Source organism: Streptomyces fumanus (assembly GCF_014655295.1).
Taxonomy (GTDB): Bacteria; Actinomycetota; Actinomycetes; order Streptomycetales; family Streptomycetaceae; genus Streptomyces; species Streptomyces fumanus.
In genome coordinates, this window is sequence record NZ_BNBI01000002.1 from 555,051 (window position 1) to 580,289 (window position 25,239).

28 protein-coding genes and 3 tRNA genes are annotated in these 25,239 nt (G+C 70.7%); 13 read left to right on the top strand and 18 right to left on the bottom strand.

The genetic code is table 11. The features are described from left to right. Positions 1–77 precede the first annotated feature (77 nt). Together IE316_RS06690 and IE316_RS06695 are read left to right on the top strand one after the other, a co-directional pair. Positions 78–168 (top strand) — tRNA-Ser (locus tag IE316_RS06690). A gap of 176 nt (positions 169–344) precedes the next feature. Then, a tRNA-Arg gene (locus IE316_RS06695) sits at positions 345–417 on the top strand. 431 nt (positions 418–848) lie between these two features. Here IE316_RS06695 and IE316_RS36070 read toward each other — a convergent pair. Further along, on the bottom strand, positions 849–1,295 hold the full coding sequence (locus IE316_RS36070; RefSeq protein WP_308438899.1) for a nuclease-related domain-containing protein: 447 nt from the start codon (positions 1,293–1,295) through the stop codon (positions 849–851). On the opposite strand from IE316_RS36070, the gene IE316_RS36075 reads away from it, so the two are divergent. Beyond that, positions 1,221–1,394, top strand: a complete 174-nt coding sequence (locus IE316_RS36075; protein ID WP_308438900.1) for a hypothetical protein — start codon at positions 1,221–1,223, stop codon at positions 1,392–1,394. The two genes, IE316_RS36070 and IE316_RS36075, sit on opposite strands and share 75 nt — an antisense overlap. A gap of 619 nt (positions 1,395–2,013) precedes the next feature. Here the strand turns inward: IE316_RS36075 and IE316_RS06705 are convergent. The 3 genes from IE316_RS06705 to IE316_RS06715 form a co-directional block, all read right to left on the bottom strand. Continuing rightward, positions 2,014–2,478, bottom strand: a complete 465-nt coding sequence (locus tag IE316_RS06705) for a hypothetical protein (protein WP_190203185.1) — start codon at positions 2,476–2,478, stop codon at positions 2,014–2,016. Between the two features lie 408 nt (positions 2,479–2,886). After that, positions 2,887–3,738, bottom strand: coding sequence for a helix-turn-helix domain-containing protein (locus tag IE316_RS06710; RefSeq protein WP_190203186.1), 852 nt, complete (start codon positions 3,736–3,738; stop codon positions 2,887–2,889). 12 nt (positions 3,739–3,750) lie between these two features. After that, positions 3,751–4,503, bottom strand: coding sequence for a DUF6879 family protein (locus IE316_RS06715; RefSeq protein ID WP_190203187.1), 753 nt, complete (start codon positions 4,501–4,503; stop codon positions 3,751–3,753). Between the two features lie 174 nt (positions 4,504–4,677). Here IE316_RS06715 and IE316_RS06720 point away from each other — a divergent pair, with 174 nt between their 5' ends. Further along, the gene (locus tag IE316_RS06720) at positions 4,678–4,878 is read left to right on the top strand and encodes a hypothetical protein (RefSeq protein ID WP_190203188.1); all 201 of its coding nucleotides are present in this window, start codon (positions 4,678–4,680) and stop codon (positions 4,876–4,878) included. Between the two features lie 328 nt (positions 4,879–5,206). Here the strand turns inward: IE316_RS06720 and IE316_RS06725 are convergent, their stop codons facing one another. After that, complete coding sequence (locus tag IE316_RS06725) at positions 5,207–5,686, bottom strand: MarR family winged helix-turn-helix transcriptional regulator (protein WP_190203189.1); 480 nt, start codon at positions 5,684–5,686, stop codon at positions 5,207–5,209. A gap of 90 nt (positions 5,687–5,776) precedes the next feature. Here IE316_RS06725 and IE316_RS35350 point away from each other — a divergent pair, with 90 nt between their 5' ends. The 6 genes from IE316_RS35350 (at position 5,777) to IE316_RS06750 (ending at position 13,350) form a co-directional block, all read left to right on the top strand. After that, entirely contained in the window at positions 5,777–6,229 is a 453-nt protein-coding gene (locus tag IE316_RS35350; protein WP_229910221.1) for an HGxxPAAW family protein, read from the top strand. 52 nt (positions 6,230–6,281) lie between these two features. Continuing rightward, positions 6,282–7,181 (top strand): DUF2797 domain-containing protein, encoded by a 900-nt coding sequence (locus tag IE316_RS06730; protein ID WP_190203190.1) that lies wholly within the window; start codon positions 6,282–6,284, stop codon positions 7,179–7,181. A 214-nt stretch (positions 7,182–7,395) separates the two neighbouring features. Next, entirely contained in the window at positions 7,396–8,136 is a 741-nt protein-coding gene (locus tag IE316_RS06735) for a response regulator transcription factor (protein WP_190203191.1), read from the top strand. Next, positions 8,133–9,746 (top strand): sensor histidine kinase, encoded by a 1,614-nt coding sequence (locus tag IE316_RS06740; RefSeq protein ID WP_190203192.1) that lies wholly within the window; start codon positions 8,133–8,135, stop codon positions 9,744–9,746. The genes IE316_RS06735 and IE316_RS06740 overlap by 4 nt, the downstream gene beginning before the upstream one ends. 14 nt (positions 9,747–9,760) lie before the next feature. Beyond that, entirely contained in the window at positions 9,761–11,221 is a 1,461-nt protein-coding gene (locus IE316_RS06745; RefSeq protein ID WP_190203193.1) for a bifunctional glycosyltransferase family 2/GtrA family protein, read from the top strand. Continuing rightward, positions 11,218–13,350, top strand: coding sequence for a glycosyltransferase family 39 protein (locus tag IE316_RS06750; RefSeq protein WP_190203194.1), 2,133 nt, complete (start codon positions 11,218–11,220; stop codon positions 13,348–13,350). The genes IE316_RS06745 and IE316_RS06750 overlap by 4 nt, the downstream gene beginning before the upstream one ends. Positions 13,351–13,436: 86 nt before the next feature. On the opposite strand, the gene IE316_RS06755 is transcribed toward IE316_RS06750, so the two are convergent. Beyond that, positions 13,437–13,904: a PPOX class F420-dependent oxidoreductase gene (locus IE316_RS06755; RefSeq protein ID WP_190203195.1), complete on the bottom strand. Its 468-nt coding sequence runs from the start codon at positions 13,902–13,904 to the stop codon at positions 13,437–13,439. Between the two features lie 79 nt (positions 13,905–13,983). Next, a complete protein-coding gene (locus IE316_RS06760) occupies positions 13,984–14,346 on the bottom strand; it encodes an STAS domain-containing protein (protein WP_190203196.1) in 363 nt (120 codons plus the stop codon). A gap of 220 nt (positions 14,347–14,566) precedes the next feature. Between IE316_RS06760 and IE316_RS06765 the strand changes: the two genes are divergently transcribed. Continuing rightward, positions 14,567–15,349, top strand: a complete 783-nt coding sequence (locus tag IE316_RS06765; RefSeq protein ID WP_190203197.1) for an ANTAR domain-containing protein — start codon at positions 14,567–14,569, stop codon at positions 15,347–15,349. Positions 15,350–15,367: 18 nt separating this feature from the next. Continuing rightward, on the top strand, positions 15,368–16,144 hold the full coding sequence (locus IE316_RS06770) for a GAF and ANTAR domain-containing protein (protein WP_190203198.1): 777 nt from the start codon (positions 15,368–15,370) through the stop codon (positions 16,142–16,144). Here IE316_RS06770 and IE316_RS06775 read toward each other — a convergent pair. The 3 genes from IE316_RS06775 to IE316_RS06785 all read right to left on the bottom strand — a co-directional run bounded on the left by IE316_RS06775 (position 16,124) and on the right by IE316_RS06785 (position 20,200). After that, positions 16,124–16,948: a YceI family protein gene (locus tag IE316_RS06775; RefSeq protein ID WP_190203199.1), complete on the bottom strand. Its 825-nt coding sequence runs from the start codon at positions 16,946–16,948 to the stop codon at positions 16,124–16,126. The two genes, IE316_RS06770 and IE316_RS06775, sit on opposite strands and share 21 nt — an antisense overlap. Before the next feature lie 164 nt (positions 16,949–17,112). Beyond that, a complete protein-coding gene (locus IE316_RS06780; RefSeq protein WP_491591180.1) occupies positions 17,113–19,614 on the bottom strand; it encodes an MFS transporter in 2,502 nt (833 codons plus the stop codon). An 85-nt stretch (positions 19,615–19,699) separates the two neighbouring features. Next, positions 19,700–20,200, bottom strand: a complete 501-nt coding sequence (locus tag IE316_RS06785; RefSeq protein ID WP_190203201.1) for a MarR family winged helix-turn-helix transcriptional regulator — start codon at positions 20,198–20,200, stop codon at positions 19,700–19,702. 206 nt (positions 20,201–20,406) lie between these two features. Here IE316_RS06785 and IE316_RS06790 point away from each other — a divergent pair, with 206 nt between their 5' ends. After that, complete coding sequence (locus IE316_RS06790) at positions 20,407–20,607, top strand: hypothetical protein (RefSeq protein ID WP_190203202.1); 201 nt, start codon at positions 20,407–20,409, stop codon at positions 20,605–20,607. 99 nt (positions 20,608–20,706) lie between these two features. Here the strand turns inward: IE316_RS06790 and IE316_RS06795 are convergent, their stop codons facing one another. The 8 genes from IE316_RS06795 to IE316_RS06830 all read right to left on the bottom strand — a co-directional run bounded on the left by IE316_RS06795 (position 20,707) and on the right by IE316_RS06830 (position 25,192). Next, positions 20,707–21,633 carry an RNA polymerase sigma factor SigF gene (locus IE316_RS06795; protein ID WP_190203203.1) on the bottom strand — a complete coding sequence of 309 codons (927 nt, stop codon included), beginning with the start codon at positions 21,631–21,633 and terminating at the stop codon, positions 20,707–20,709. A 268-nt stretch (positions 21,634–21,901) separates the two neighbouring features. Continuing rightward, a complete protein-coding gene (locus tag IE316_RS06800) occupies positions 21,902–22,765 on the bottom strand; it encodes an RNA polymerase sigma factor SigF (RefSeq protein ID WP_190203204.1) in 864 nt (287 codons plus the stop codon). Positions 22,766–22,932: 167 nt separating this feature from the next. After that, positions 22,933–23,226, bottom strand: coding sequence for a Dabb family protein (locus tag IE316_RS06805; RefSeq protein WP_190203205.1), 294 nt, complete (start codon positions 23,224–23,226; stop codon positions 22,933–22,935). Continuing rightward, positions 23,226–23,402, bottom strand: coding sequence for a hypothetical protein (locus tag IE316_RS06810; protein ID WP_190203206.1), 177 nt, complete (start codon positions 23,400–23,402; stop codon positions 23,226–23,228). Before IE316_RS06810 ends, IE316_RS06805 begins: the two co-directional genes overlap by 1 nt. A gap of 128 nt (positions 23,403–23,530) precedes the next feature. Next, positions 23,531–23,615, bottom strand: a tRNA-Ser gene (locus IE316_RS06815). A gap of 45 nt (positions 23,616–23,660) precedes the next feature. Continuing rightward, positions 23,661–24,092, bottom strand: a complete 432-nt coding sequence (gene tadA / locus IE316_RS06820; RefSeq protein ID WP_229910237.1) for a tRNA adenosine(34) deaminase TadA — start codon at positions 24,090–24,092, stop codon at positions 23,661–23,663. A gap of 59 nt (positions 24,093–24,151) precedes the next feature. Further along, entirely contained in the window at positions 24,152–24,697 is a 546-nt protein-coding gene (locus IE316_RS06825) for a tRNA adenosine deaminase-associated protein (protein ID WP_190203308.1), read from the bottom strand. A gap of 267 nt (positions 24,698–24,964) precedes the next feature. Then, complete coding sequence (locus IE316_RS06830; protein ID WP_190203207.1) at positions 24,965–25,192, bottom strand: hypothetical protein; 228 nt, start codon at positions 25,190–25,192, stop codon at positions 24,965–24,967. Positions 25,193–25,239 lie beyond the last annotated feature (47 nt).

The window sequence follows — 25,239 nt, forward strand, 5'->3', positions numbered from 1 at the left end:
GATTGGTGACACCGCGCTCGACTGTGTCATCATCGGCAAGCACCGCTCGCGCTCGCCCGCGAGAGGCTGTGTTGTCTGGAGGCGTCGCCTAGTCCGGTCTATGGCGCCGCACTGCTAATGCGGTTTGGGCCTTAAAGCCCATCGAGGGTTCAAATCCCTCCGCCTCCGCACAAGATCACCGAAGCCCCGGCCCCCGGCCGGGGCTTCGTCGTTCCTCCGGCGTTTCCGCAGGTCACAAGGGGTGTGCCGAACGGATTTCACATGACGGCGGCAGTCATGTAATGTTCTTCCTGTCGCCGCGAGCGGGCCGAAAGGACCGAAAGCGGCAGACGACAACAGAACAAGCACTCGTAGCTTAACGGATAGAGCATCTGACTACGGATCAGAAGGTTGCAGGTTCGAATCCTGCCGAGTGCACAGCAGGTCAAAGCCCCCGCCGATCCTCCCGGAGGGGGCTTTGTCGTGCCGTACAGCAGCGAAGTACAGCAACCGTGTCAGCCGGTGCCGCCCATCGCATCGTCCAGCTTGCCGGTGGGGGGCACGCATCACGCAGAGGCTCGGCAGCGGCAGGGCTCCATGATCAGGCAAGGGGTGCCAGACGATGTGGCCGGCGCCCACGGACGACTGTGCCGGCGCGGCTTCCCTAACCGTGTCCGCAAAGTGCCTCCTGCCCCGCGGCGCCTGGCACGCACTCTCGTCGCACCGGACACAGCCCCGAGTACGCCCAGTACGAGGGGCTGCGTCCGGCACGCCGAAAGCACGCACCAGGCGCCGCGGGGCCCGCCCTCCGGGCGGACGGAGGGACTTTGCGGGACACGACCCAGGCGCCCTCCTCGAGACGACAAGGGTCACGTTCTCAGCCAGGCGCGCCGGTGACGGGCCACGGCATACACCTGCTCCACTTGCTCCAGGGTGAGCTTGCCAGTGAGGGGACCCAGGGCCGCCACCTCTCGCTCTTGGTAGACCCGCACGGTGTACTGCGTGGCGGCACGGTGCAGGGACGCGACGCCCACGAAGACCAGGGCAGGTTCGACAGGCACGGTGAAGTCGCAGTACCGCCCCAGTACGACTCGGACGTAATCGGCTTCCGCCTTGCTCGCGGCGGCGTACGGATACGGCTGCCCGCCATTGATCTTCGCCATGGTGTCGCCGACCCAGACCGATGCACCTCGATGGGTCTTGGTGTTGATGGCGAACACGCCTCCTGGACCGATCAGTAGGTGATCGATGTCGCCGCCGTTGCTCTTCTCGATGCCGTGAAGGACCCGCCAACCGAGCGGGCCCAGCCGTTCCAGCTCTCGCCCGACCCGACGCTCGCCGTCGAGCCCGGTGAACCAGTTGTCCCATTCCGTGGGCTGTCTCAGCAGCTTTGCCCGCAGCCGCTGTGCCGTTGACGGGCCCCGCTCGGCGATCGTTCCCAGGAGTCGGGCCCCCGGGCGGTTCCTCGCCAGGTCGTCCCCCGGAGAGAGTGGTGGAAGGGGAGCCGGTCGCTCCGCCCTGTGCGGCGGAACAGGGTGACTGTGCTGCTGCTGGGCAGGTGGAGCAGGGCGCCGTAAGGGGACACTGGGATGTTCAGGGGCGAGCGTGATTCCATCCCTAGGTGCCGCTGCAGCACGGCCAGCGCTTCGTCTCGGTACTTCGGCGCCTTGATCGTCACGACCTTCGTCGCTCGGTCCGCCCACGCGACAGCAGTCCCATCCGGAAGGTTGACGTAGAGCCGATCCTTGCCGTGTCGCTTCCACGGATTCACCGTCAGGTCGCTCACCAGTCGCCCCCTATGCCTGCCACCCCACACCTATGCCAGCAGCCGATGGCTGGATCGACAAGACCGCAGTCCACCGACCCGCACAGACAGGGCCAACCGGCCGGGGAATCTTGACCTCCGGTCATTTCGAAAGCGCAGCCCTGACGGCTCTACTGGCCGCCACTGAACAGATTGATCACTCTCCCCGCAGCAGCTCCAGCCCAAAGTCTCTGCGTCGACCTAAGCCGCGGAGACTGCAGGGGTGCCTATTAATGACGCTCCAGGCTGAAACGCATGGCATCGATCAGCCGATACCGGGCTTCTCGGTAAGCCCTCCGTGCCTCCACACATTCAGGATCTTCACGTGTGAAGCCATTGATTACGCTGTCCCGGTAACCCGCCAGCTCGTTCGCAGCGCTTATCGCAAGTCGCACAACCTTCACGGGCGCCATGAGTTCGAGCTGATGCTGCTTGGCGTACACGCCGTGCCGTCCAATGACAGTGCGCACGTTGTCAGCCCGTTCCTCAGCCGTAAGGCCAGGGTCTCGACTCGTTTGGGTGATTTCATCCCGAGCTTGTGTTAGTGCATCAACGTACTGGGCGTACGAACTCCGCATCGCATCCCTGTCGCGCTCAGAAAGGTCACGCCGCCATCTAAGATGGTCTGCGGTCAGAGTGCTGGCAATGCCAATGACTGCACCAACCGCAGTCGCCGCTATCGCTGTCCACTGCATGGCCAGCAGGGTAAGGGTTAGAAGAGAGCCCGTTGCTCTGTTCAGTATTCTGTCCTAGTTCGCTGCCCTATCCCGTCCAGAGGTGGGCTGCTGAGCGGTGCTCGGCGACGATCAACGCCGTCAACCGCCAACAGCTAAGTGGCAGTATTGATCGATTGTATGGCTTTTTAGGTCAGAGGCGCTCACAAGCGGAGGACAGGGAATTATCCTTGTCGTGTCACTTTATGAAGTCTCATGCGTCACCGTCCGTGGATGATTGGCTACGCACCGGTCGAGCAGTTCCCTCAGCTTCTCGGATCCGGCCAGGAGCGACTGCACACGACCGAGGAGTACCTGATCGTTCAACGCCACCGGTCCGGGTGGTCGAAAGCAGGGCGGCTGAGGCGTCTGCCTTGCCGGACGGACGCCTCAGCGCGAGCGCAGCGTCCGGCGCACCGTGCTGATGAGGTTCTGAGCGTCAACGCCGTGCACGGCGGACTCCTGGAGTGTGTTCCAGACCTGCAGATAGGTCGCCACGCTCTCGGCATCGTCCAGCCACAGCTCCGCATGCCAGTCCTCGGCGATCACGAGCCTGTTGTCCAAGATCCAGAATCCGTTGGCTGGGGGGATCTTGAGCGAGGAGCCGAGCGGAATGATCCCCAGCTCCACGGTGTCCATGCCGATGACCCCCGCGAGCCGATCGAGTTGGCCGGCGAGGACAGACGAAGGGCAGATCAGGGCGTGCAGGGCTGGCTCCCACACCAGGGCGTGAAACTTGCGGCCTGCCTCGTACAACCACTCCTGGCGCCGCATACGGGCACGGACGGCGGCATCTGTGTCGCGGACCGAGCCGTGGAGGTCTGCGTAACGCAGGAAGATGTGGTGTGCGTAGTCGGCAGTCTGCAGCATGCCGGGAACGACAGACTCCTCCCAGGCGTAGATGGCTCGGGACCGCCCGACCTCGAGGTTCCAACTGTCCTGCACGGGCCGGTGCCCGGCGGCCAGTTGCCGGCGCCAGGAGCGGATGTGGGACTCGAAGCCCTTGAGACGGGCGTCCAGTTCATCGAAGACATCCGGCTGGCCGACACCCTCGGCCCAGGCCCGTAGGTCCTTGCTCGTGGCGGTCTGCTGGCCGTTCTCCAGCTTGTAGATCTTGGAGTGTGGCCAGCCGAGTCGCTGAGCCAGTCGCGTGCCGGTGAGCCGTCCTTCCGGGGCCGACAGCCGGAGTTCCCTCAAGCGCAGCCCGAGAGCCTGTCTGGCCTGCTGGAAGTCTGTGCTCACTGGTTCCGCTCGCTAGTGATCGGCGTCGAGTTGCGCCGCGAACTCGTCGTACGGGACGGACCCGTGCACCGCTGCGTCGCGGATCTGGCAGTACCGCAAGACGTCAGCGGGCTCCGTGATGATCTCGACGTCGTGGAAGGCGTCCTCGTCCTCGAAGCGCAGTACGGCCACCAGCCGACTGTCGAAAATCCAGAAGTCCTCCGCGGGCAGCCGGAGCAGCTCCGCGTCCTCGCGCCACAGGTTCCGCACGTCCTCGCCCGTAGCCGCGTTGCACTTCGCGTAGTCGAGCAGGAACAACTGCTCTTCGGTCGGCGGGTTGTCGATGACGCGCACCCGCCCGACGTACTTGCCGCTGGCCGTCTGCCGGCGGATGTTGGCGCACCACTCGCTGTCGAGGTCGCACGGGGCCGTGCCGGTGGAGAGGAATTCCGCGTACCCCGGATCCTCCCGGTCCGTTGCGTAACCCCGCCGTGTCTCCAGGTGCCAGGCCGAGTGCTCGAAAGTCTCGAAGAGCCGTCCGAAGTCCTCCAGGCCGATCAGCTCGGGCACGCTAACGACCTCCTTGGGCCCGTGATGGACGAGCAATTCACGCGGCACGATCACTGCGGTATCTCCGGGGCCGAAGTGCTGGAGCTGGGTGATGTCCTCGGGGTCGAGGAGCGGTGTTCCTTGGACGATGATCTCACCGGAGTCCAGATCCTCGTGGACGGCGGGGCAGCCACCGTTCTTGCTGTCGGTGCCGTTGAAGCGCAGTCGTCGTACCACGGTCGCCTCCCATGGTGTGGGCCCTGTCACCATCAGCATCACCGGCGTCGATGCGCCCGCACCACAGCGCGCACCCCCTCGTGTGAGACCACACAAGAACATTCAGCCAGAAGGGGAGAACATTCCAGAACATCACATAGCGATCAGTAACTCCCCGTCCGTACCGTCCTGTCCATGGTCACAGCACGCGACGATGTCAACGCCTTCGCAGCCATGGAATCCCTGCGCGTGGCTCTCGATCAGGCACACATCGTGCTGCCGTCACTCGGAGTCGATGCCGGCTCGCCCGCTCTTGGGCTCGTGGAACTGGGGCGTGTGCGCGCCGACGTGGCCATGCGGCTGGCAGAGGCACTCCGACACGGCGGCGACGAGTGAGCGGCACGAGTGGGCCCGGCGAGGACGGCGGTCTCCCGCCTCGGATGACCTTGCGGGTGTACACCGTGGACCGCGAAGGTCGCGTCACGAGCGACTCCGGCATTCACGGCTTCGAGGGCGCCGAAGCCGATACGGCCACAAGCTACAGGCAGGAGTTTCCTCCCTGCGCGTGCCCTTACCACCGGGCCATGAGGGCAGGGCGATGAGTGCCCCCATCGTCGACACCCGGCACGTACGCCCTGGAGTGCGCTCTCGCTGTCCACCCCGGTTGCGAGGGCCTGCACGCCAAGTGCCGCCAGACGAGGGACGCTTCTCGCCGACTGGTCCCTCACGCGTTGGGGCGGCAGTGTTCTTCAAGGTACTGGGCGGCCAGGGTGCTGGCGCGGGACAGCCAGTCGTGGAGTACGGCGATCTCGTCGGCGGAGTAGTCGGCGAAGAGGTCGTTCATCCGGGCGTAGTAGGGGGCGTAGACCTCCTCGATGCGGGCCAGTGCCGTCGGTTCCGCCGCCACCCGGACGCGGCGGCGGTCGGCGGGGTCGGGGCGGCGCGTGATGTAGCCGGCGCGTTCGAGGCGGTTGAGGATGCCGGTGACCGCGCCCGTGGTGACCTGGGCGCGGGCCGCCAGGTCGCCGGCGGTGAGGAGGTCCTCGCCGGCCTCGATGACGAAGCCGAAGCAGGTGAGGTCGGTGACGTTCAGGCCGGCCTGCTGGGCGATCTCCTGCTGGCCGACCAGGTGGGTCGCGATCAGGTGGTTCATCGCCGACAGTGCCTGTTCCGGGGTGGCGGCCGGACGCGGCGTACCTTGCATTGTCGGTTTCCTTAGTGCGTGAGGGTTTTCTGCGCTAAATTGCTTACAGCGTGAGAGATTCTGCCGGTCGGCTGCTGCGAGGGGGAACACGTGAGCGTACATCTGTATGACGAGGGGCACACCGTCGCCGGTTGGACCGGGTTCGGGATCGCGACGGCCGGGGCCGGGGTGGTCGGGCTGGGGGTCTGCACGGGCTCGGTGGGTGTGGTGGCGGGCGGGCTCGGGGTGGTGGTCGTCAGTCTGCTCGTGACCTGGGTGCTGCACCTCGCCGGGTGGGGGAAGCCGCCCGGACGTCGGCCCCGGGAGCAGTGGCCGTGGCGGGTAAGGGACGTGAGTGCGCGGGACGGGCACGAGGGGTGCCTGGGGTGCCGGATGGCCGGGCGGGGGCGGCGGGGGCCGGAGCAGGGGTCGGGTCAGGGGTCGGGTCAGGGGTCGGGGCGTGAGGCTCGGTCGGGGCCGGGGCCGGGGCCGGCGGTCATCGTCGTCGTGGGTGAGGGGGAGGCGGCGGTGCGGGAGCGGGCGGGGGACGGCGCCGGGGGATGAGCGTGGCGTCGGGGCGGGGCGTTGTCAGTGGGTGCGTCTAGTGTCGTGAGGGATGGGACAGGCGTGGACGTGCTCGGGGCTGAGATGGTCGGCGGACGGGCCTGAGCTGGTCTGGAACGGGGGGCGGCGCACCGCGCTGACCTGGGGGAAGAGGGTGGCCTTCGGGGTCGCCGAGGGGGGTGTGCGGACGTGTGTGGGAGCGCGGGGGCACGCGTGTCCGCTGCGGGCGGTCGTGCCGGGGCGGAGTACGGGGGCGCGGTGCGAGGAGTGTGCGCGGCTGGACCGGGCGCACTCCGTGGCCGCCGACACGATCGCCGACGATCCGCGGCCGTACCGCGTATATCTGGCGTGGTTCGGGCCGGGGCTCGCCAAGGTCGGCATCACCGCGGTCGAACGGGGGACGGCTCGGCTGCTGGAGCAGGGCGCGGTCTGTTTCAGTTGGCTGGGCAGCGGGCCGCTGATGGCCGCGCGGCGCACGGAGGAACTGCTCCGCGCCGCCCTCCGGGTACCCGACCGGATCCCGTACGCCGAGAAGCGGGCGGCGCGGTTCGCGCTGCCGGGGACGGAGGGCGAACGGGCGGCGGAGCTCGCGGAGTTGCACGCGCGGGCGGTGGCGCTCGGGGGCTGGCCGGAGTCGCTCACGCGGGAGCCGTTCCGGCCGGTGGATCACGTCCGGGTGTTCGGGCTCGGGGCGGAGGGGGCGGCCGTGGTCGGGGAGGTGGTCGAACTCGTTCCGGCGGGGGTGGTGAGCGGTGAGCTGGTGGCGGCGGCCGGGCCGGATCTGCACCTGGCCACGGAGCGGGGGGTGGTCGTGCTGGACACCCGGTTGATGACGGGGTGGGGGCTGGTGCCGGTCGGGGGCGACGGCGGGGGCAGTGAAGGCCGGGTCGAGGTGCCGGTGCGGGCGCTGCGGGTGGCGGGGGGTGGGGCGCGGCAGGAGGGGCTGTTCTGATGCGGGCGGGGGTGATGACCCAGTGGGCCGGTGAACCAGCACTCCCCGATGCAGAAGCGGCTGCCACGGAGCCGATCCGGGGTCCGCCGCTGCTGCTCAGCCCGGAGGCGCCGGAGAGGTGCTGAACGGTCTGTGAACGAGCCCCGTCGGTTTCTCAGATAAATCACAGGTGGGGAAAAGCGTGCTCTCAGAGCGTCCCGACAGGGTGTGGAGCATGACCACGACCTCGCCCCAGGGGCGCACCGAACTGCTGAGGCCGGACGGGAGCCCCGTCCGAGTGCTGGTGGTGGACGACGAGTTGTCGATCACCGAGTTGCTGTCCATGGCCCTGCGCTACGAGGGCTGGCAGATCCGCAGTGCCGGCGACGGGAACGGCGCGATCCAGACCGCGCGGGAGTTCCGGCCGGACGCCGTGGTGCTGGACATGATGCTGCCCGACATGGACGGCCTGAGCGTGCTGGGCCGGCTGCGGCGGGAGCTGCCGGACGTGCCGGTGCTGTTCCTCACCGCCAAGGACGCGGTCGAGGACCGTATCGCCGGGCTGACGGCCGGCGGGGACGACTACGTCACCAAGCCGTTCAGCCTGGAGGAGGTCGTCGCCCGGCTGCGCGGGCTGATCCGCCGCTCCGGGGCGGCCGACCGGCGGTCCGACTCCGTGCTGGTCGTCGGTGACCTCACCCTCGACGAGGACAGCCACGAGGTGACGCGGGGCGGGGACAGCATCCACCTCACCGCCACCGAGTTCGAACTGCTGCGCTTCCTCATGCGCAATCCGCGGCGGGTGCTCAGCAAGGCGCAGATCCTCGACCGGGTGTGGTCCTACGACTTCGGCGGCCAGGCCAACGTCGTCGAGCTGTACATCTCCTATCTGCGGCGGAAGATCGACGCCGGTCGGGAGCCGATGATCCACACGCGGCGCGGCGCGGGGTACCTGATCAAGCCCGCGGCGTCATGACCCGGCGGCGACGGCCGCGTACCCCACGACGAGCCCCGAAGCCGCGCACGCTGCGGACGCGGCTCGTCGTCGCGTCGGTGGTGCTGATCGCCGTGGTGTGCGCGGTGATCGGCACGGTGACCACGGTGGCGCTGCGCTCGCATCTGTACGAGCAGTTGGACGGGCAGCTCGGCGAGGTGGCCGCGCGCGCGACGGGCAAGTTCACGCCTCCCGGCGGCGGTCCGGACGACGCCGGGGGCCAGGGCGGCGCGGTCGGCCGGAAGCCCCAGCGGGTCGACATCACCGAGTTCGTCGCGCGCGGCCCGCAGCCGAGCTACACCATCGCGGCGAAGGTGGAGAACGGCGGCATCACCGAGGCCAAGTACGGCGACAAGTCCACGCAAGACCTCACGATGAGCGCCGCGTCGCTCGACGCCGCGCAGATCATCGCCCTCGGCTCGGTCCCCCAGGACGGCGAGGAGCACACCGTGGGCATCCCCGGCCTCGGCGATTACCGCGTCGTCTACCAGGAGGGCCCCAACGGCGCCTTCTACCTGGCCATACCGACCGCCGACGTCGACAACACCATCAACACGCTGATCCTCGTGGAGGTCAGCGTCACCGCCGCCGGCCTGCTCGCCGCCTCGCTCGCCGGCACGATCATCGTCGGCGTCGCCACCCGCCCCCTGCGCAAGGTCGCCGCCACCGCCACCCGCGTCTCCGAACTTCCCCTGCACTCCGGCGAGGTGAACCTCAACGAACGGGTGCCCGAGTCGGAGTGCGACCCGCACAGCGAGGTCGGACGCGTCGGCGCCGCGCTCAACCGCATGCTGGACCACGTCCACGGGGCACTGCACGCCCGGCAGGAGAGCGAGACCCGCGTCCGGCAGTTCGTCGCGGACGCCAGCCATGAGCTGCGTACCCCCCTGGCGTCGATCCGCGGCTACGCCGAACTGACCCGCCGGGGACGGGAACAGGTCGGCCCCGACACCCGGCACGCGCTGGGCCGCATCGAGTCCGAGGCCGGCCGGATGACACTGCTGGTCGAGGACCTGCTGCTGCTGGCCCGGCTGGACGCCGGACGGCCGTTGCAGTTCGAGCGGACCGACCTCGTACCGCTCGTCGTGGACACCGTCAGCGACGCCCGCGCGGCCGGCCTCGACCACTCCTGGCGCCTCGAACTGCCCGACGAACCGGCACTGGTCTCGGCGGACGCCGCCCGGCTCCAGCAGGTCCTGGTCAACCTGCTCGGCAACGCCCGCAACCACACCCCGCCCGGCACCACGGTCACCGCCCGGGTGCGCGGCGACGGCCCCTGGGTGTGCGTGGACGTCGAGGACGACGGGCCGGGTATTCCGGTCGAGCTGCTCCCGCACGTCTTCGAGCGGTTCGCGCGCGGCGACTCCGCCCGTACCCGCGCCACCGGGTCGACCGGTCTGGGCCTGGCCATCGTGCAGGCCGTGGCGAGCGCGCACGGCGGCGCGGTCACCGTCGACAGCGTGCCCGGCCGGACGGTGTTCACCGTGCACCTGCCCGCGCTCGCCGAGCGACCGGACCGGCAGGACGACCGTTTCCAGGTCCACTCACAGGCACAGCACAGCCTCACCACACGGGTGGAACAGGGGAGTTGAGAACAGTCGGTGTCATGCGAACCGACTCTTCTCCCGGCGATCTGCCGGCGCGGGAGCACCTCCCGGCCGCGGCAGCCGGTACGCCTGTCCTGGACGTAGTGATCCCCGTCTACAACGAGGAGAAGGACCTCCAGCCCTGTGTGCGCAGACTCCACGAGCATCTCACGCGCACCTTCCCGTACGGCTTCCGCATCACGGTCGCGGACAACGCCTCCACGGACACCACCCCGCTCGTGGCCGCGCGCCTGGCGGCGGAGCTGGCCGAGGTCAGGTCCGTCCGGCTGGAGCAGAAGGGCCGGGGCCGGGCCCTGCGGACCGTCTGGTCGGCGTCGGACGCCCCGGTCCTCGCCTATATGGACGTCGACCTGTCCACCGACCTCAACGCGCTGCTGCCGCTGGTCGCCCCGCTGATCTCCGGCCACTCGGACCTGGCGATCGGGTCCCGGCTGAGCCGGAGCAGCAGGGTGGTGCGGGGCGCGAAGCGGGAGTTCATCTCACGCTCGTACAACCTCATCCTGCGCGGCTCGCTCCAGGCCCGGTTCTCCGACGCCCAGTGCGGGTTCAAGGCGATCCGCCGGGACGTGGCGCGGGTGCTGCTGCCGCTGGTGGAGGACACCGGCTGGTTCTTCGACACCGAGATGCTGGTGCTCGCCGAGCGGGCCGGGCTGCGCATCCACGAGGTGCCGGTCGACTGGGTCGACGACCCGGACTCCACCGTGCACATCGTCCGGACGGCCACCGAGGACCTCAAGGGCGTGTGGCGGGTGGGGCGGGCGCTGGCCACCGGTTCGCTGCCGCTGGACCGGCTCGCCCGGCCGTTCGGCGACGACCCGCGCGACCGGGACCTCGCGGACGTGCCCAAGGGGCTGGCCCGGCAGCTCGTCGGGTTCGTGGTGGTCGGTGTCCTGTCGACGCTGTTCTACCTGCTGCTCTACAGCCTGTTCCGGCAGTTCGGCGGCGCCCAGGTGGCCAACGCGCTGGCGCTGCTCGTCTCCGCGGTCGCCAACACCGCCGCCAACCGGAGACTGACCTTCGGGGTGCGCGGGCGCGGCGGCGCGATCCGGCACCAGGCGCAGGGCCTGGTCGTCTTCGGCATCGGTCTGGTCCTCACCAGCGGTTCGCTCGCCGCCCTGAACGCGGCCACCAGCGACCCCGCGCACTCCACCGAGCTGGCGGTGCTCATCGCCGCCAACCTCGCCGCCACGGTGCTGCGCTTCCTGCTCTTCAGGGCGTGGGTGTTCCCCGACCGGCGCGACGACGACCACGGCTCCCACCCCCGTGGCCACCAGCACGAGCCCCCGCGGCCCGCCGCACCGGCGTACGCCACCCCGCCCGACGCACCGGCGTACGCCACCCCCGCGATCCCCCCGCACCCCCACGGCCCGCTGCCCCGGCGGTCCGTGGAGCACACCCTGCGCATGCGCCCGGTGAGCCCGGCGCGCCCGACCGACTCCGACCCGAGGGACCCCCGATGACCACGCACTACGAGCGGTACGACGGTACGGACACCCGGCCGCCGGCGCCCGCCCGCGGCAAGCCCTCGCCCGTACGGAGACTCTGGCGCGGCCGGCCCGAGGACCCCCGCTGGGCGCGCCCGGCGCTCCTCGCCCTGCTGGCGGCCACCGCACTGCTCTACCTGTGGAACCTCAGCGCCTCCGGTTACGCCAACTCCTTCTACTCGGCCGCCGTGCAGGCGGGCAGCCAGTCCTGGAAGGCGTTCTTCTTCGGCTCGCTGGACGCGGCGAACGCCATCACCGTCGACAAGCCCCCCGCCTCCCTCTGGCCGATGGAGCTGTCGGTCCGGATCTTCGGCCTCAACTCCTGGGCGATCCTCGTCCCCGAGGTCCTCATGGGCGTGGCGACCGTCGCCGTCGTCGCCGCCTCCGCGCGCCGCCGGTTCGGCCCCGCGGCCGGTCTGATCGCCGGCGCGGTGCTGGCGCTGACCCCGGTCGCGGCGCTGATGTTCCGGTTCAACAACCCGGACGCGCTGCTCGCGCTGCTGATGGCCCTCGCCTGCCACCTGGTGATCCGCGCGCTGGAGGACGGCCGGACCAAGTGGCTGGTGTGGGCGGGCGTGGCGATCGGCTTCGCGTTCCTCGCCAAGACCCTCCAGGCGTTCCTGATCCTGCCGCCCCTCGCCCTGGTCTACGCCGTTTGCGCCCCGGTCGCGCTGCGCAAGCGGCTGGGCCAGCTCGCGCTGGCGACGGTCGCGCTGGTCGTCTCCGGCGGCTGGTGGGTGGCGGTGGTCGAGCTGTGGCCGGCGTCCGCACGGCCGTACATCGGCGGCTCGCAGGACAACAGCTTCCTGGAACTGACCTTCGGCTACAACGGCCTGGGCCGGCTCAACGGCGAGGAGACCGGCAGCGTCGGCGGCGGTGGCGGCGGTGGCGGCACCGGGCAGTGGGGGGAGACCGGCTGGGACCGGATGTTCAACTCCGAGATCGGCGGCCAGATCTCCTGGCTGCTCCCGGCCGCGCTGATCCTGCTGGTGGCGGCGCTGGTGCTGACCCGGCGGGCCGGTCGGACCGACCTGGCGCGCGGTGCGCTGCTGGTGTGGGGCGGCGCGCTGGTGACGACCGCGGCGGTGTTCAGCTACATGGCCGGCATCTTCCACCAGTACTACACGGTCGCCCTCGCCCCCTACCTCGCCGCCGTCGTCGGCATGGGCGCGGTCGCCCTGTGGCGGCGGCGCGGTGAGACGTGGGTCTCCCTCGCCCTCGCCGCCGCCGTCACGGCGACCGCGGCCTGGGGGTACGTCCTGCTCCACCGCACCTCCGCCTATCTGCCCTGGCTGAAGTGGCTGGTGCTGGCCGGCGGTCTGCTCGCGGCGCTCGGCCTGGTCTTCGCCGGCCGGCTCCCGCGCCGGGCCGCGCTGGCGGCGGCGGGCCTCGGCCTGGCGGCCTCGCTGGCCGGTCCGACGGCGTACACGCTCAGCACGCTCCAGGTGGGCCACACCGGTTCGATCGTCACGGCCGGCCCGTCCGGCGCGAGCACGATGGGCGGACCGGGCGGTGGCGGCGGCCGGGGCGGCGGCTTCCCCGGCGGCGGCATGCCCGGCCAGAACCAGCGGAACGGCGACGGCGGCTTCCCGGGCGGCGGCACCCCCGGCCAGGGACAAGGCCAAGGACAAGGCCAGGGACAGGGCCAAGGACAAGGACAGGGTGGCCAGGGTCAGAACCAGGCCCCGCAGGGCAACGGCTTCCCGGGAGCGGGCGAGGGCGGCGGTGGCGGCATGGGCGGCCTGCTCGGCGGCGCCGACGTCGACTCCGCGGCCCGCGAACTCCTGGAGACCGACGCCGACGACTACACCTGGGCCGCGGCGGCGATCGGCGCCCAGAACGCCGCCAGCTACCAGCTCGCCACCGGCGAACCGGTCATGGCGATCGGCGGCTTCAACGGCACGGACCCGTCACCGACGCTGGCCCAGTTCAAGAAGTACGTGGCCGAAGGGAAGATCCACTACTTCGTCTCCGGCGGGATGGGCGGCGGCATGGGCGGCTCCGGCACCAGTACCTCCGCGCAGATCACGTCCTGGGTCGAGGCCAACTTCACCGAGGTCACGGCCGGTTCGGCCACCTTCTACGACCTGACCGAGCCCACGTAACCCCACCGACCTCACCAACCCCACCCCTGCCCCTCTCCCGGCGACCCGGACCGCCCCCACGCCCCCGCGGTCCGGGTCGCCCGGCGTCACTCCGCCGCCAGCCGCGCCGGGAACCCGCCCGTCGCCACCGGCCCCCACTTCTCCGGCCGCACCCGGATGAGCGACTTGCCCTGCTGGACCATGGCCCTGCGGTACTCGTCCCAGTCCGGGTGCTCCCCGGCGATATTGCGGTAGTACTCCACCAGCGGCTCCACCGAGTCCGGGGCGTCGATGACCTCGGCGGTGCCGTCGATCTGCACCCAGGGCCCGTTCCAGTCGTCGCTGAGGACGATCAGGCTGACCCGGGGGTCGCGCTTGGCGTTGCGGGTCTTGGCGCGCTCCGGGTACGTGGAGACCACGATCCGGCCACCGTCGTCGACCCCGCAGGTCAGCGGCGAGCCCTGGGGGCTCCCGTCGGCCCGGCGGGTCAGCAGGACGGCGCGGTGCCGGGGCCGGACGAAGTCCAGCAACTCGGCCAGGGAGACGCGGGTGTTGGTCGCGATGTTCGGTGCCATGCCGTCAGCGTAGGTCAGGGCCCGTACGAGCCCGCGTAGGCCGGACCCGCCCGATACCCGCCCGGCCGACCACCCCCGGTCAAGACCGCAACGCCTCCGCGAGATTGTCGAACACCGGCACGTCCCGGCGCAGCCCGGACAGTTCGAGCACCCGGCTGGGGACGGACTCCGGCGCGGCCACGACCCGTATCCGGGCGCTGCCGCGCAGATAATGGTGGACCTGGCTGATCAGGCCGACGCCCTGGGAGTCCATGAAGTGCGTGGCGGTCAGGTCCAGGACCAGGACCCGCAGCCGGTCGTCGCGGGCGTCGGCGGTGGACAGGACGAGGGGGAGCAGTTCACGCGCGTTGCAGAAGTCGATCTCCGCGGGGAGGGCGAGCACGGTGCAGCCCGAGAGCTCGCACGGCTCGCGCGGCTCGTACGGATTCGGGAGGAAGGTCATGTTTAGCCACCTGGCAGACGTTTCGTCCGGATTCCGGCAAGGCCGCTTCCTGACCTGTCGGCCATTCCATCACGCCGACGGCCGGGCGCGGAAGGTGGCCGGGCGGACCGTCGGCCGGGCGTCACCCCCGCGCAACCGAGCAGCTAGAGTGCTGTGCGTCCTGTGCTCGCAGTCGGGAATGTGCTGCGGAGCTCTCCTGCGCACGGTCGAACGACCGTGCATGCCGAAGAGGTTCGTGGTGACTGCGTCCGAATTTTCTGATTTGCCGCGTTTTCCAGCGGGGCTCGATCTGGCCGAGACCCTGACGGCGGCTGCTCGGGAACTGCACGCCACGGCCACCCCCAACGGCACCCTGCGCGCCGCCGTCAAGCTGGCGGTCGCCATCATGCCCGGTGCCGAGCACGCCGGCATCTCGGTGATCGAGCGCGGTCACCGCCGCCGCTCGCTGGCCTGGACCGACGAGGTCGTACGGTCCGCCGAGACCGAGTCGGAGCCGCCCGGCCGGCCCGACGGGGCGTCGGCTCCCGGCGTCCGCGCGCCGCATCCGTTGTGGGAGCAACTGTGGACGGTGCCCGTGGCGATGCTGGAGGACAGCCGGGTCGACGAGGCCGGCGGCGTCCTGGCCGGCCTCGGGCTGCGGTCCGCCCTGTCGCTGCGGCTGCGCGCCGACCGGCGCCGGCTGACCGTGCTGACCGCGTACGCCGGCCGGCCCCGCGCGTTCGACGAGCACGCCGCCCGCGTCGGCAGACTCTTCACCGCGCACGTCGGCCTGGCCCTGGACTCCTCCACCGTGCGCGAGCAGCTCACCGAGGCCATGCGCACCCGGGACCTGATCGGACAGGCCACCGGCATCCTCATGGAACGCATGGACATCGACGCGGGCGGCGCCTTCGAGAGCCTGGTGAAGGCGTCCCAGCGGGAGAACGTGAAACTGCGCGATCTGGCCCGCCGCATCGTCGACGCGCACGGCGTCCCGGGGCCCCGAGGCGTTAACGAGCGGTGACGGGATATCCGTACGGTCATGAGTCCCGAGACCCCGGACACCCTCGACCACGCCATGGTGCGCAGCCAGGGACTCGACACCCTGCTGCGTGATCTGACCGACCGAGCGGTGCAGGAGGTGCCCGGAGCCGCCGCGTGCAGCATCACGGTCCGCCGCTACGACCGACTGCTCACCCTGGCGGGCAGCACGGGCCTGCCCCGGGGCCTGGACCTGCGGCAGTACGAGAACGGCTCGGGACCCTGCGTGGACGCCGCCGAGACCGGACGCACCCAGTACGTGCCCGATGTGGCGGCCGAGACCCGCTGGCCGGCGTACATGGAGTACGCGCGCGCCGCCGGTGTGCGCTGTGTGCTGGCGCTGCCGCTGGACGTGGACGGCGAGGCGGGCGCCGCGCTGAACCTGTACGGCACCGAGCCCCGGGCGCTGGCCGAGGGGCGGCCGACGGCCCGGCTCTTCGCGGAGCGGGCCGCCGGGGCGGTGAACACGGCGCTGCGGATCGAGCGGCAGCGGGCGTCGGTGGCCGATGTGCGCACCGCCCTGCTCTCCCGCAGCGTCATCGACCAGGCGGTCGGCATCCTGATGGCCCGGGAGCGGATAGCCGCCGGGGTCGCCCTGGACAAGCTGCGCCGGGCCTCGCAGGACCGGAACGTCAAGCTCCGGGACCTCTGCCAGGACCTGGTGGCCCGGGTGGGCGGCGAGGGAACCGGCGTACCCGGGCAGAGAACGGGCGTACCCGGACCCGGCGCTCCCGGACAGGGAGCGCCGGACCGTACCTCAGGCGGCCGGCGGCAGTGAGTCGCCCTGGACCGTCTGGATGTCCAGCTCGACCCGGAGCGTGGTCCCGATGGCGGCGATGCCGGCCTGGAGGACCTGGTTGTAGTTCATGGCGAAGTCCTCGCGCCGCAGCTCGGCGGTGGCCTTGAAGGCCGCCCGGGTGCCGCCCCACGGGTCGGCGCCGGTGCCCAGGTAGGACAGGTCGAGGTCGACCGGCCGGACCACGCCGTGCAGGCTCAGCTCGCCGTGCACGGTCCAGCGGTCGGGGCCGGCCACCGTGACGCCGGTGGAGCGGTAGGTGATCTCGGGGAACCGCTCGACGTCCAGGAAGTCCGCGGACTTCAGGTGGGTGTCGCGCATCCCGTTGCCGGTGTCGATGGACGCCGCCCGGATCACCGCCTCCACCCGGGACTTGGTGACGTCGTCCGGGGCGATCTCGACCGTGCCGCCGAACTCCGTGAACCGGCCGCGCACGCTGGAGATGCCCAGGTGCTGGGCGATCGCGGCCACGCTGGAGTGCACCGGGTCGATGGTCCAGGGCCCGGGCGGCGGCAGTTCGGTGCCGCCCTGGCGGGCCAGCGTCACCGTGCCGACCTCGGCCCGGCCGCTGGCGGTCACGATCGCGCTGGACGCGGCCGGCGCGTACCCGACGGCGGTGACGATGACGGTGTACGCCCCCGGCGCCAGCTCGGTGGTGTCCCGTACGGCACCCTCGGCGTCCGCCTCGGCGCGCAGCACCTGCGTGCCGGTCATGTCGGTCACCGTGACGACCGCGTGCGACACGGCCCATCCGTCCCTGGTACGGATCCTCGCGGTCAGTCCCATCCCGTTTTCTCCCTGGAAAACCCTGTGAGCCCCTGGAAAGGCCCAGAAATCGGTCGTAAAGAAGGTCGTAAAGGTCGTGCAGTAGAAGTCGACAAGAAGCCGGCCCGTGGCGGCGGGCGCACCTCCGCTCAGAGCGCGCTCGCCACCACGGGCCGGGGTTCTCGCTACTCGCCGGGGTGGGCGAGTTCGATGTCGTGGCCGTCGGCGCCGTGGCCGGTGACCGTCAGGGCGGTCGCCACCGGCGGGTAGCCCGTCGCGATGACGGTGTACTCGCCGCTGTCCAGGTCGGTGAAGGCGTACGCCCCGTCCGAACCGGTGGTGGCGGTGCCGACCACGTTGCCCGCCGCGTCGACCAGCGTGACGCGGGCGTCGGCCAGCGGGCCGTGCGGCGCCCTGATCACGCCCTGCACCCGGGCGCCGGCCGCCAGGTCGATCTCGACGCGGGTGACGCCGGTGCCGCCGACCTCCACGGGCAGCGCCCGCGGCCGGAACCCGGCGGCGTTGACCGCCACGGTGACCGTGCCCGGCACCAGCTCGGCGAGGGAGAACTCGCCCTGCTCGCCGGAGGTCGCGGTAGCCAGCAGGTCGCCGCGGACGTCGGTCACGATGACCATGGCGTCCTTGACCGGCTGCCCGGACTCGGCGGCCCGGACCAGGCCGGTCAGCCCGCTGGTGCCGCTGAGCAGCACGTCGTAGGCGACCGGTTCGCCGTTGACCACGATGGTGGACGCCTGCGGCTGGTAGCCGTCGGCGGAAGCGATCAGGACGTACGAGCCGGAGCCCGGCGCGTCCACCGCGTAGGAGCCGTCGGCCTGGGCGACCGACCGGCCGAGCTGCCGTCCGCCGAGCGAGATCAGCGTGACCGCGGCCTGCGCCACCGGCGCGCTCTCGGCGCCGCGGACGAAGCCGCGCACCGGGATGCCGCCGGAGACGGGCGCCTGGGTCTCACCGGAGCCGGTGGCCGCCGTGGCGACCGCGGCGAGCCGCTGGGTCCGCGCGGTACCGGACCCGTCCGCCGAGGACGGGGTGGACGGCGAGGTGGCGGCGACCGCGCCGGCCGGAACCGGCTCGGGGGCCTGGGCCTGGGTCCGGGCGGCGGCCTCGGCCGGGGCCGGGGCGGCCGGGGAGGCGGAGCCGGCGGTGGCCTCGGCGGCCTGGGCCAGGGCGCCGCTGGTGCGCAGCGGGACCTCCTTGATGAACAGCGTCACCAGGAAGGCGAGGAAGGCGATCGGCGCGACGATCAGGAAGATGTCGGCGATGCCGTGCCCGTAGGCGCTCTCCAGCCACTGGCGGATGCCCGGGGGCAGCAGGTCCATGTCGGGGATGGAGCCGCCGCCGGCCGCCTTGCCCGCGGCCGCCTGCTCCTGCGGGCTGAGCTGCCCGATGGTGTCGGTGGCGTAGTGGCTGATCCGGGTGGACATCACGGAGCCGAGCACCGAGACGCCCACCGCGCCGCCGAGGGACCGGAAGAAGGTCACGACCGAGGACGCGGCGCCCAGGTCGCTCGGGGCCACCTGGTTCTGCGTGCAGAGCACCAGGTTCTGCATCATCATGCCGACGCCGAGGCCCATCAGCGCCATGTAGATCGCGATGTGCCAGTACGGGGTGTCGTAGCGCATGGTGCCGAGCAGGCCGAGGCCCGCCGTCAGCAGCACGCCGCCGGCCAGCAGCCAGCCCTTCCACTTGCCGGTCTTGGTGATGATCTGACCGGAGACGGTGGAGGAGACGAACAGGCCGCCGATCATCGGGATCGTCATGACGCCCGACATGGTCGGGGACTTGTCCCGGGCCAACTGGAAGTACTGGCTGAAGTAGACGGTGCCCGCGAACATCGCGATGCCGACGAACAGCGAGGCGAGCGACGCCAGGGTGATGGTGCGGTTGCGGAACAGGCGCAGCGGGATGATCGGCTCGCTGGCCTTGGTCTCGACGAAGCAGAAGATCGCCGTCAGGACGATCGCGCCGCCGACCATGACACCGGTCTGCCAGGACATCCAGTCGTACTTGTCGTCGGCGAAGGTGACCCAGACGAGCAGCAGGCAGACCGCGGCGGTGACGAAGAAGGCACCGGCCCAGTCGACCTTGACCTGGCGCTTGACCACCGGCAGGTGCAGCGTCTTCTGCAGCACGACGAGCGCGATGAGCGCGAAGGGCACACCGACGTACAGGCACCAGCGCCAGCCGAGCCAGCTCGTGTCGGTGATCACACCGCCGAGCAGCGGGCCGCCGACGGTGGCGACGGCGAAGGTCGCGCCCAGGTAGCCGGAGTAACGGCCGCGCTCGCGCGGCGAGATCATCGCGGCCATGATGATCTGGGCCAGGGCGGACAGACCGCCGGCGCCCAGGCCCTGGATGGCCCGCGCGCTGATCAGCATCGCCGGGTTCTGCGACAGACCGGCGATGACGGAGCCGACGACGTAGACGCAGAGGGCTATCTGGACCAGGGCCTTCTTGCTGACCAGGTCCGCGAGCTTGCCCCACAGGGGGGTGGAGGCGGTCATCGCCAGCAGGGAGGCGGTGACGACCCAGGTGTAGGCGCTCTGGCCGCCGCCGAGGTCGCCGATGATCTCCGGCAGGGCGTTCGAGACGATGGTCGAGGACAGGATGGCGGCGAACATGCCGAGCAGCAGCCCGGACAGCGCCTCCATGATCTGCCGGTGCGACATCGGAGCGTCTCCGGAGGAGCCTCCCCCGTGCTTGGCATGAGCCCGCACACCGGCTGGTGTGGTCGTTGCCATGGACTTCCTTTGCTTACGTGGTGATCGCGGGTGTACGGGTGGTCTCTTCGACCGCGGGTGGTGCGGCGGCCCGGGCCGGGGCGGACCGGCAGTCGTCGAAGCTCGCCCGGAGCCGGGCCATGAGGCGGCTGAGCTGTCCGACTTCCTCGTCGGTCCAGTCGTTCAGGCGGTGGGCGAGCAACTGCGTGGTCCGCTCGGACAGCTCGTCGAGCTGTGCCTGGCCCTCGGGCGTCAGGCGCAGGATGCGTGAGCGCTTGTCCGCCGGGTCGGGGTGGCGTTCGATCCAGCCCCGCTCGGCGATGTGGGCGACGTGCCGGCTGGTGACCGACATGTCCACGGCGAGCAACTCGGCGAGCTTGCTCATGCGCATGTCGCCGTGCCGGCCGAGCAGCGTCAGGACGGCCGCGGAGCCGCCGGGGCACTCGGGCGGCAGGATGCGACCCAGCTCGCGCTTCACGGCGCCGAAGGCGCTGAACTGACGGATCAGCTCCTCGTACTGCGCCTTCTCGGCCATCTGCACCTCCCGTATTCGTTGCTTTAAGCAACCATAGAAGCCGTTGGTTGCTGAAGGCAAATAAAGAAGGTCAGGACGAGCCCAAAACTTGGCAAAGGCAAGTATTGCGAACGTAAACGTGCAGGTGGCCGGGGGCGTGCCCGGTCCGGGTGACTGCGCGGACCCGGCCTTGGGTCGCACCGGCGGATTCGCTAGTGTCTCGGCCCATGGCTAACACCCAGGGCCCCCAGGGCAATTACGACCCCGCTGGCAGCACCCAGATGTTCCGCGCGTTCGTCGACGAGGGCGGTCCGCAGACCCCGCGGGCGGCGGCTCCCGCCTCCTCCGGCCCCCGCGTCGGCCTGATCATCGGCGTCGTGGTCGCCGTCGTGATCGTCGCGGCCGTGGCCTGGCTCGCACTGAAGTAGCGGCCGGCTCTTTCCACGCGTACGACGGCATCGCCGCGGGAGCGTCCTGGAACGCTTCCGCGGCGATGCCGTACGCGCAAGTGGGCCGTGGCTCGGTCCTCAGTCGGAGATGAGGCCCTCGCGCAACTGGGAGAGGGTGCGGGTCAGCAGGCGTGAGACGTGCATCTGGGAGATGCCGACCTCCTCGCCGATCTGCGACTGGGTCATGTTGGCGAAGAAGCGCAGCATGATGATCCGCCGCTCCCGGGGCGGCAGCTTGGCCAGCAGCGGCTTGAGGGACTCGCGGTACTCCACGCCCTCCAGCGCCGCGTCCTCGTAGCCCAGGCGGTCCGCCAGCGAGCCCTCGCCGCCGTCGTCCTCGGGGGCGGGGGAGTCCAGCGAGGACGCGGTGTAGGCGTTGCCCACCGCGAGGCCGTCGACGACGTCCTCCTCGGACACGCCCAGCACGGCGGCCAGCTCGGAGACGGTCGGCGAGCGGTCGAGCTTCTGGGAGAGCTCGTCGGACGCCTTGGTCAGGGCCAGCCGCAGCTCCTGGAGGCGCCGCGGCACCCGCACCGACCAGGAGGTGTCCCGGAAGAACCGCTTGATCTCGCCCACGACCGTCGGCATCGCGAAGGTCGGGAACTCCACGCCCCGCTCGCAGTCGAACCGGTCGATCGCCTTGATCAGGCCGATGGTGCCGACCTGGACGATGTCCTCCATCGGCTCGTTGCGCGAGCGGAACCGCGCGGCGGCGTAGCGCACCAGCGGCAGGTTCAGCTCGATCAGGGTGTCCCGGACGTAGGCCCGCTCCGGGCTGCTCTCGTCGAGCGCGGCGAGCCGCAGGAACAGGGAGCGGGACAGGGTGCGGGTGTCGATGCTCGCCGGGGCCGGCAGGGCCGGGAACTCCGCCGCCGGTCCGGCCTGGGCCGGTACGGCGTCGAGCGCCGGGACGTCATCGATGGAGCCGAGCGCGTCGAGCGCGTCGGGCGCGGTCTCGCTCTCCGCGAGCGCGAGCACCTTCGAGCTGCCCTGGTCTGCGGACATGCCACCCCCTTTGGGTCGCGGGACGGTCACGGCTGGCGCTCCCACGCCGGGAACGCAGCCTTCACCTGAATACCGGAGCCGGAGCCCCGGCAAACGCGCTTCCCGCAGAATGTCACATGTCGGCAACACGCTGTAGTGACTTGTCGACATGCGAGATGCGAATACGCCCTGGAGAAAGGGGGTCTGACGGCCTTTCGGGGGCGAACCACCGGCAACGTCCCTGGTGAGCGATTCGCTCTCCCCGGTTATCGCCCGAGCAGCCTTTCGATTAGGCGTCGATCCGATTCGCCGACCGCAAACGCTGGAAGCTACGCGCGAGTAGCCGCGAGACGTGCATCTGGGAGACGCCGAGTTCCGCACTGATCTGCGACTGGGTGAGGTTGCTGTAGTAGCGCAGCAGCAGAATGCGCTGCTCCCGCTCCGGCAACTGGACGAGCAGATGCCGGACGAGGTCCCGGTGCTCCACTCCGTCGAGGGCGGGGTCCTCGTAGCCGAGCCGGTCCAGCAGTCCGGGCAGCCCGTCGCCCTCCTGCGCGGCCTCCAGCGAGGTGGCGTGGTACGACCGCCCCGCCTCGATGCAGGACAGCACCTCCTCCTCGGTGATGCGCAGCCGCTCGGCGATCTCGGCGGTGGTCGGGGAGCGTCCGAAGGCGGTCGTCAGGTCCTCGGTCGCGCTGTTCACCTGGACCCACAGCTCGTGCAGCCGGCGCGGCACGTGGACGGTCCGCACGTTGTCCCGGAAGTACCGCTTGATCTCGCCGACGACGGTCGGCATCGCGAAGGTCGGGAACTGCACGCCCCGCTCGGGGTCGAACCGGTCGATGGCGTTGATCAGGCCGATGGTGCCGACCTGGACGACGTCCTCCATCGGCTCGTTGCGGGAGCGGAAGCGGGCGGCGGCGTAGCGCACCAGCGGGAGGTTGGCCTCGATGAGCGCCGCGCGCACCCGGGTGTGCTCCGGTGTGCCGGCCTGGAGCTCCTTGAGCTCGGCGAAGAGCACCTGGGTCAGGGCCCGGGTGTCGGCGCCCCGGCTGCTGCGCTGGGGCGCGGGGCCCTCCTGGGACGGTGCTTGAGGCGCAGTACTGGCCGGCACGGTCAACTTCACCTCGTGATCCGTCAACTCATCCGTCAACTCATCCGTCAGAAGCGGTCATAGCATCACAAGACATGTGCATTGTGTGCAAGCACCCGATAACCCCGTGTTGACGGATGAACATGTGTGAATCCATACGGTCGGAAGGACCGGCACGGAAAACGGCCCCGCACCGAAGAGGTGCGGGGCCGTCGGGCCGGGTCCGGCTAGATCTCGTAGTCGGCGATCACCCAGGTGGCGAACTCGCGCCAGAGGGCCACGCCCGCCTGGTGCGCCGGGTGCTCCAGGTACCGCTGGAGGGCGTCGGTGTCGTCCACCGCCGAGTTGATCGCGAAGTCGTAGGCGATGGGCCGGTCGGTGATGTTCCAGGCGCACTCCCAGAAGCGCAGCTCCGGAATCCGTCCGCCGAGGGCGCGGAACGCCTCGACGCCCTCCACCACGCGCGGGTCGTCGCGCTCCACGCCCTCGTCGAGCTTGAACAGGACCAGGTGCCGGATCATCACTTACCTCCGTGGGCGACCCAGGTCATGAAGTCGCCGATGGCCTTGGCGGCGTCGGAAATGCCCTCGAACCCTATCTGCACGTAGTCCGCGGCCTTGGCCGGGTCGGTGATGATCAGATACAGCACGAAGACCACGAGTACGTAGACGGCGATCCTCTTCGCGTTCACCGCCATCGCGGCCTCCCCTGTCGCTGCTGTCGCTGTAGTCGTGGCTGTCGCTGCTGTCGCAACTGCCACCGCTGTCCCGAGCGCTGGTCATGATCGCACGAAGGGCCCCGTCTGACGACGGGGCCCTTCTCAAGCGGTAGCGGAGGGATTTGAACCCTCGGTGACTTGCGCCACACTCGCTTTCGAGGCGAGCTCCTTCGGCCGCTCGGACACGCTACCGGGAGAGACCTTACCGCACGGTGGGCCGTGCTCCGAAATCGGTGCTCAGCGCCCCCGGAAGAAGCCGGTGAGCAGCCCCGCGCACTCCGCGGCGAGCACGCCCTCGATCACCTCGGGCCGGTGGTTGAGCCGCCGGTCGCGGACGACGTCCCACAGGGAGCCGGCCGCGCCCGCCTTCTCGTCCCGGGCGCCGTAGACCACCCGGTCCACCCGGGACTGCACGAGGGCGCCCGCGCACATCACGCAGGGCTCCAGCGTGACCACCAGGGTGCAGTCGGTCAGCCGCCACGCGCCGAGCCGCGCCGCGGCCCGCCGGATCGCGAGGACCTCGGCGTGCGCGGTCGGGTCGCCGGTGGCCTCGCGCTCGTTGTGCCCGGCCGCCAGCACGGTGCTGCCGTCCGGTGCCAGGACGACGGCGCCGACGGGGACGTCGCCGTCCCGGGCGGCGTCGCGCGCCTCGGCCAGGGCGAGCCGCATCGCGGGCCGCCAGGGGTCGCGCACCGGGTCCGGCGGGCCCGGTGCGTCGGCCGGTGCGGTCAGCGGACGGTCTCCAGTACCTCGGAGGCGCCCAGGGCCTCGGCGATCTCGGTGAGCGCGTCCTCGGACATCAAGCGCAGTTCCTTCTCGCTCACGCCGAGGTCCTCCAGGATGTCGGGGTCGCCCACCGGGCCGTGCGGCACGGTCGACTCGGCGGCGCCGGTGGCCGGTTCGGCACCGCCGGCGTCTTCGTCGTCGTCGGGCTCACCGTCCTCCGTGCCGTCGAGGTCGAGGGCGTCCAGGTCGGGGCCGTCGTCCCCGGGGTTCCGGCCGAGCAGTTCGTCGGTGAGCAGGATCTCCCCGTACGAACTGCGGACGGCGGCGGAGGCGTCGGAGACGTAGATGCGCGGGTCGTCCTCGCCGTCCACGCGGACGACGCCGAACCACCCGTCCTCCTGCTCGATCAGGACGAGCACCGTGTCCTCGTCGGGAGAGGCTTCCCGGGCCAGGTCGGCCAGATCCGACAGGGTCTCCACATCGTCGAGCTCTGTGTCGCTCGCTTCCCACCCGTCTTCGGTGCGCGCGAGCAGTGCGGCGAAGTACACCGTGACTCTCCCACTGGTCATAGGCGTGCCGGTTGGGGGTCCCCCCGGCGGAGGTGTGGGCGGGGAGAGCGGGCTCCGAGCCCCACCCACTCGGAATCGTGGCAGAAAGCAGGCGTTCAGGGGACGTCTTCGGCTCCCTGTGTCCGGCAGTTTCGATCGTGCCCGTTGCCGCCACGTGCGGATCGTACGCGGCTTTCACCAGCGTCCGCGCACCCCCGCCCCGGGGCAACACCGGCGCGGCGTGTGATCTTCCCGAGCGGGCGGGGGTCACCAGCGGAAGGTGCTCATCCGCAGGGCCTGGCGGAGTCTGGCCACCTTGGCCCGGCGCGGCTGGACCCGGTCGCGCAGTTCGCGGGCCTCGGCCAGTTCGCGCAGGAACCGGGCCCGGCGCCGGCGCCGTTCGGCGTCGGGGTCCGCGGACCGCCGCGATTCCTGGTCGGTCTGTCCCGCTGCTCCGCCGGGGGACGGCGTGTCGTGGAATTCCTGTTCAGGCACAGTGCCACCAATCCGCGTGCGTTCCCTGCGTCTTCCCCCCAGCCGGG